Source organism: Streptomyces sp. NPDC029674, assembly GCF_044903205.1.
Lineage (GTDB): Bacteria > Actinomycetota > Actinomycetes > Streptomycetales > Streptomycetaceae > Streptomyces.
Genome location: NZ_JBJDPY010000041.1, coordinates 1 through 6,261, shown reverse-complemented (window position 1 = coordinate 6,261; position 6,261 = coordinate 1). Strand labels below are relative to the sequence as shown.

Sequence of the window (6,261 nt, the reverse complement as noted above, 5' to 3'; positions counted from 1 at the left end):
GGAGTTGACAACCGACGACAACGCCGCAGGGTTGGGGTCTCCCCTGCTCGAGCGAAGCCGAGAGCTTGGGGAAGTGCCAGACCCCGCGCCCCGCGACATGATCCGCCGGACAGGCCCTAGCCCACCCCCCACGCCTCCCCCCGCCGGAGGCGTCCGCGCCCCGTGCCAAATGGCTGCGGCCGGCCGCCGTCCCATGGCAGTGTGCCTGTCATGACCACGCTTCCGGACGGCCGCCGCATCCCGCCGCTGACCGCCGACGAGCCGGACATGCTGGCGAGTTGGCTCGACATTCACCGCGCCACCCTGATGGTGAAGTGCGCGGGGCTCGACGACGAGCAGGCGCTCCGTACGCCCGTCGAGCCGTCCGCGCTCTCGCTGTTCGGGCTCGTGCAGCACCTCGCCGAGGTCGAACGGAACTGGATCCAGCGCGTGTTCGCGGGGCGTGACGTGGCGCCGCTCTACGGGGATCGCAGCGGCTTCGTCCTGGACCGGTCGAGGTCGTTCGCCGAGGTGCTCGCGGTGTGGGAGGACGAGGTCGCCGTCAGCCAGGAGATCTGCGCGGGGCGTTCGCTCGACGACACGGGGCGGCTCGGCGCCGAGGAGGCGGCCGTCATGGGCGGCGAGGACGTCGTCAGCCTGCGGTGGATCCTCGTCCACCTCATCGAGGAGTACGCCCGGCACAACGGCCACGCCGATCTCCTCAGGGAGCGCATCGACGGGGTCACCGGATCGTGAATCCACCCCTCCGCTCCTTTGCAGCTCTTTGAATTCCCGCGCGCGTTCTCACGAATTGTTTATAAACTCGACAAGCACAGCTTCCCGTATTCTTCTGCCCGCTTTCCGGAGACCTAAACACTAAGGTTTCGACAGCACCAATCACCGTAATTCGGGCACGTCTCAAGCGGGTTACGCCTGTGTGACGTACTCCACATTGGGTCCGTTTTGCGGCTTAAATCCCGGACAGAACGCCCCAAATCGGCCGAGGCTCATGCGGGCGCGCACACCCGCCTGATAACACATGAAGCGCTCTCATGTAACCCCTCCCCCCGATGCAATTCCAGAAATTGCTCGGTAAATTCAATCCGCATGACCGCTGCACAAGCCGATCTACCGACCGACCTGCTAGCGAAATTCCTGAAAATGCCGGAGGGGCTGCGACTCGACAGTCCCGTTGTCGCCGACGGCGCCGCGATCTGGCGGATCGCCCGCGACTCGAAGGTGCTCGACCTCAACTCGTCGTACAGCTATCTGCTCTGGTGCCGCGACTTCGCCGCCACGTCCGTCGTGGCCCGGGACGCCGCCGGGGAGCCGGTCGGCTTCATCACCGGGTACATCCGGCCGGAGCGGCCGAACACGCTGGTGGTCTGGCAGGTCGCCGTCGACCACGCGCAGCGCGGCCGCGGCCTGGCCGGCGCCCTGCTCGACGGGCTGACCTCGAAGGTCGCCGCCGGGCGCGCGCTGACCGCGGTCGAGACGACCATCACACCCGGGAACACCGCGTCCGAACGGCTCTTCACCTCCTACACGGAACGCCACGGCGCGTCCCTGGAGCGGACCGTCCTGTTCGACGCGGGGCTGTTCCCCGACGGCGGTCACGAGCCCGAGGTGCTGTACCGCATCGGTCCACTCGGCTACTGATCCCCCCTCGAACTTCGCACCCACGCAACACCCGTACACCCGCAACACCCGTAACTCCCCCCACCTCCCACGTCTTTCCATCTCCCAGGAGATCCGCTGTGACCATCACCCAGCCCGACCTGAGCGTCTTCGAGACCCTGGAGTCGGAGGTGCGCAGCTACTGCCGCGGTTGGCCTACGGTCTTCGACCGCGCGCAGGGCAGCCGCATGTACGACGAGGACGGCCACGAGTACCTCGACTTCTTCGCCGGCGCCGGTTCGCTCAACTACGGGCACAACAACCCGGTGCTGAAACGCGCACTCATCGACTACATCGAGCGGGACGGCGTCACGCACGGTCTCGACATGTCGACGACCGCGAAGCGCGCCTTCCTCGAGACCTTCCAGAACGTCATCCTGCGCCCCCGCGACCTGCCGTACAAGGTCATGTTCCCGGGCCCGACGGGCACCAACGCCGTGGAGTCGGCGCTGAAGCTGGCCCGCAAGGTCAAGGGCCGCGAGTCGATCGTGTCGTTCACGAACGCCTTCCACGGCATGTCGCTCGGCTCGCTCGCGGTGACCGGCAACGCCTTCAAGCGGGCCGGCGCCGGCATCCCGCTGGTGCACGGCACGCCGATGCCGTTCGACAACTACCTCGACGGCCGGACCCCCGACTTCATCTGGTTCGAGCGGCTCCTGGAGGACCAGGGCTCCGGCCTGAACCAGCCCGCCGCCGTGATCGTCGAGACGGTCCAGGGCGAGGGCGGCATCAACGTCGCCCGCGCCGAGTGGCTGCGCAAGCTCGCCGACGTGTGCGAGCGCTGGGACATGCTCCTGATCGTCGACGACATCCAGATGGGCTGCGGCCGCACCGGCGCCTTCTTCTCCTTCGAGGAGGCGGGCATCACGCCGGACATCGTGACCGTGTCCAAGTCCATCAGCGGCTACGGCCTGCCCATGTCGCTCTGCATGTTCAAGCCGGAGCTCGACGTGTGGGAGCCGGGCGAGCACAACGGCACGTTCCGCGGCAACAACCCGGCGTTCGTGACGGCCGCCGCCGCCCTGGAGGCCTACTGGGCCGACGGCTCGGCGATGGAGAAGCAGACCCGCGCCCGCGGCGAGCAGGTCGAGCAGGTGCTCTCCGCGATCGTCGAGGAGAACCGCGCCGAGATCAAGGAGTTCCGCGGCCGCGGACTCGTCTGGGGCATCGAGTTCCTGGACAAGGACCGCGCGAGCGCCGTGGCGAAGCGGGCCTTCGAACTGGGCCTGCTCATCGAGACCTCCGGCCCCGAGGGCGAGGTCGTCAAGCTCCTTCCGGCGCTGACGATCACCCCCGACGAGCTGGACGAGGGGCTGCGCACGCTGGCCCGCGCGGTCCGCGAGACCGCCTGACCGAGCGCCTACCGAGCCCCGGCACCGTAAGAGAAAAGGAACCAACTCACCGTGATCGTCCGTTCGTTCAAGGACATAGAAGGCACCGACCGGCATGTGAAGGCCAAGTCGGGTACCTGGGAGAGCAAGCGCATCGTCCTCGCCAAGGAGCGCGTCGGCTTCTCGCTGCACGAGACCATCCTGTACGCGGGTACGGAGACGTCGATGTGGTACGCGAACCACATCGAGGCCGTCGTCTGCACCAAGGGTGAGGCCGAGCTGACCGACGACACGACCGGCGAGAAGTACACGATCACGCCGGGCACCATGTACCTGCTCGACGGGCACGAGAAGCACACCATGCGGATCAAGGAAGACTTCCACTGCCTGTGTGTCTTCAACCCGCCCGTCACGGGTCGTGAGGACCACGACGAGAACGGCGTGTACCCGCTGCTCACGGAGCCGGACGCGGACTGACCACCACCTACATCCCGAACAGGGCCGTACGAGAGGAGAGGCAGGCAACACCATGACCACCGCACCCGAACGCACCAGCGACCTGTACCCGACCCGAGGCACCGAAGAGGTGCTCATCGAACGCAAGGACCCCGTGGTGTGGTCCGAGCCGGGTGCGGCAGGGCCGATCACGCCCGGGGACCTGGCGGGGTTCGAGCGGGACGGTTTCCTGGCGATCGACCAGTTGATCACCCCGGACGAAGTGGCCGTGTACCACGCCGAGCTGGAGCGGCTGATGAACGACCCGGCGATGCGCGCGAACGAGCGCTCCATCGTCGAGCCGCGCTCCCAGGAGATCCGGTCGATCTTCGAGGTGCACAAGATCAGTGAGCTCTTCGGCAAGCTGGCGGCGGACCCGCGGGTCGTCGGCAGGGCCCGGCAGATCCTCGGCTCGGACGTGTACGTCCACCAGTCGCGGATCAACGTGAAGCCGGGCTTCGGTGCCTCGGGGTTCTACTGGCACTCGGACTTCGAGACCTGGCACGCGGAGGACGGCCTGCCGAACATGCGGACCGTCTCGGTGTCCATCGCGCTGACGAAGAATTACGACACCAACGGCGGCCTCATGATCATGCCGGGGTCGCACAAGACGTTCCTCGGCTGCGCGGGTGCCACGCCGAAGGACAACTACAAGCGGTCGCTGCAGATGCAGGACGCGGGCATCCCGTCGGACGAGACGCTCACGCACCTCGCGTCCGACTACGGCATCCGCCTGTTCACGGGCGAGGCCGGTTCGGCGACGTGGTTCGACTGCAACGCCATGCACGGTTCGGGGGACAACATCACCCCGTATCCGCGCAGCAATGTCTTCATCGTGTTCAACAGCGTGGAGAACACCGCGGTGGAGCCGTTCGCGGCGCCGGTGCGCCGGCCCGAGTACATCGGGGCGCGGGACTTCACCCCGGTGGGGTGACCTGACGAACGCGGCGAGCCGGCCCGGCACCCCTCGTGGGTGCCGGGCCGGCTCGCCGTGTGTGTGCTCACAGCGGCAGGTAGTCCGTGTACCCCTTCTCGGTGCCGCCGTAGAAGGAGGCCTGGTCCGGGGTGTTGTACGGGCCCTCGGTCTTCAGGCGGGCCGGCAGGTCGGGGTTGGCGAGGAAGAGCGCGCCGAACGTGATGAGGTCCGCGGTGCCGTCCTCGATCAGGGCCAGCGCCCGGTGGTCGGTCGGCCCCTCCGTCTGCGGGTTGAGCAGGAGCACGCCGCCGAAGTCCCGGCGGAGCCTCGCGGTGAGCTCGCGTACCTCACCCACCTCCATCACGTGCAGGTACGCGAGGTCGAGCGCGGCGAGCTCCTTCACCAGGGCGGTGTACGTCGGCTCCGGGTCGGGCTCGGAGATGTCGTTGAAGGGGTTGCCGGGCGAGACGCGGAAGCCGGTGCGGGCGGCGCCGATCTCCGCGGCGACGGCCGAGGCCACCTCGACGGCGAACCGGATGCGGTTCTCGACCGGGCCGCCCCACTCGTCGGTGCGGTGGTTGCTGCCGGGCGCGAGGAACTGGTGGATCAGATAGCCGTTGGCACCGTGCAGCTCGACTCCGTCGAAGCCGGCGTCGACGGCGTTGCGGGCGGCGGTGACGAAGTCGCCGACGGTGGCGCGGACCTCGGCGCCGGTCAGCTCGCGCGGGGTGACGAAGTCCTTGGGGCCCTCGGCGGTGTAGACCTGCCCCGCGGGGGTGACGGGCGACGGGGCGACGGTGGTCAGGCCGTCGGGCAGCAGCACGGGGTGGCCGATGCGGCCGGTGTGCATGAGCTGGGCGAAGATCGTGCCGCCCGCCGCGTGCACGGCGTCGGTCACCTTGCGCCAGGAGGCGACCTGCTCGTCCGTGTGCAGGCCGGGAGTATCCGGGTATCCCTGGCCGACCACAGAAGGCTGGATTCCCTCGGTGATGATCAGGCCCGCGGAGGCGCGCTGGGCGTAGTACTCGGCGGTCAGTTCGGTGGCGACACCGCCGTCACCGGCGCGGCTGCGGGTCATGGGGGCCATGGCGATGCGGTTGGCGAGCTGGGTGCCGGACAGGTCGATCGGGTCGAATGCGGTGGTCATCAGAACTCCCGGGCTGGGTGGTGCCGTGGTTTATGTGGTCGGCCAATCATTCGCGCCGGGAGTCACTGTAGCCCATTCCTTGGCCGACCAAGGTAAAGTTTTCGGAGACGTCTACTACAGGAGCTCGTGATGAAGGCCGAGAGCGTGCAGGGCCCCACGGCCGACCCCGTCTGTATGCCCGGGGCGTCCGGCGTCGCCGACGCGGGACCCGTCAGCCTCGCCGTCAGCCGGGTGGCGCGGCTGCACCGCATCGCCGCGGGCAAGGTCCTGAAGGGGCTGGGCCTCTACCCCGGCCAGGAGTTCGTGATGATGCACCTGTGGGACGCGGGCCCCGTGCGCCAGTCCGAACTGATCAAGGCGGTCGACCTCGACCCCTCCACGGTCACGAAGATGCTGCAGCGCCTGGAGCAGGCCGGACACGTACGGCGGCGCCCCGATCCGGCCGACCGGCGCGCCGTGCTCGTCGAGGCCAGCGCGGCCAGCTGCGGGCTGCTCGCCCAGGTCGAGCGCGCCTGGGGCGAACTGGAGGGCCACACGCTGGCCGGCCTGAGCGAGTCGGAGCGGGCGGATCTCCTTGGGCTGCTTGCCAAGGTCGAGACGAACCTGTGCAAGGAGACGGAGGACTGCCCCGGGGCGGCGGGGGGGGGGGGGGGCCCCCCCCCCCCGGGGGGGCGCGGCCCCCCCCCCCCCGCCGCACGCCACCGGCCAGCGCCCCC

7 protein-coding genes are annotated in these 6,261 nt (G+C 68.8%); 6 read left to right on the top strand and 1 reads right to left on the bottom strand.

Features of this window, described 5'->3' with window-relative positions:
• Positions 1–210 precede the first annotated feature (210 nt).
• From ACI2L3_RS40110 to thpD, 5 genes are all read left to right on the top strand, one after another.
• Entirely contained in the window at positions 211–735 is a 525-nt protein-coding gene (locus tag ACI2L3_RS40110) for a DinB family protein (RefSeq protein ID WP_404757424.1), read from the top strand.
• Positions 736–1,086: 351 nt separating this feature from the next.
• Complete coding sequence (gene ectA / locus ACI2L3_RS40105; RefSeq protein ID WP_404757423.1) at positions 1,087–1,638, top strand: diaminobutyrate acetyltransferase; 552 nt, start codon at positions 1,087–1,089, stop codon at positions 1,636–1,638.
• Between the two features lie 98 nt (positions 1,639–1,736).
• The gene (gene ectB / locus ACI2L3_RS40100; protein WP_404757422.1) at positions 1,737–3,008 is read left to right on the top strand and encodes a diaminobutyrate--2-oxoglutarate transaminase; all 1,272 of its coding nucleotides are present in this window, start codon (positions 1,737–1,739) and stop codon (positions 3,006–3,008) included.
• A 51-nt stretch (positions 3,009–3,059) separates the two neighbouring features.
• Positions 3,060–3,464 carry an ectoine synthase gene (locus ACI2L3_RS40095; RefSeq protein WP_404757421.1) on the top strand — a complete coding sequence of 135 codons (405 nt, stop codon included), beginning with the start codon at positions 3,060–3,062 and terminating at the stop codon, positions 3,462–3,464.
• Between the two features lie 52 nt (positions 3,465–3,516).
• On the top strand, positions 3,517–4,416 hold the full coding sequence (gene thpD / locus ACI2L3_RS40090) for an ectoine hydroxylase (protein ID WP_404757420.1): 900 nt from the start codon (positions 3,517–3,519) through the stop codon (positions 4,414–4,416).
• Positions 4,417–4,483: 67 nt separating this feature from the next.
• On the opposite strand, the gene ACI2L3_RS40085 is transcribed toward thpD, so the two are convergent.
• On the bottom strand, positions 4,484–5,545 hold the full coding sequence (locus ACI2L3_RS40085; RefSeq protein ID WP_404757419.1) for an alkene reductase: 1,062 nt from the start codon (positions 5,543–5,545) through the stop codon (positions 4,484–4,486).
• A gap of 174 nt (positions 5,546–5,719) precedes the next feature.
• Here ACI2L3_RS40085 and ACI2L3_RS40080 point away from each other — a divergent pair.
• A partial coding sequence (locus ACI2L3_RS40080) for a MarR family winged helix-turn-helix transcriptional regulator (protein ID WP_404757425.1) occupies positions 5,720–6,261 on the top strand: 542 nt, incomplete at its 3' end.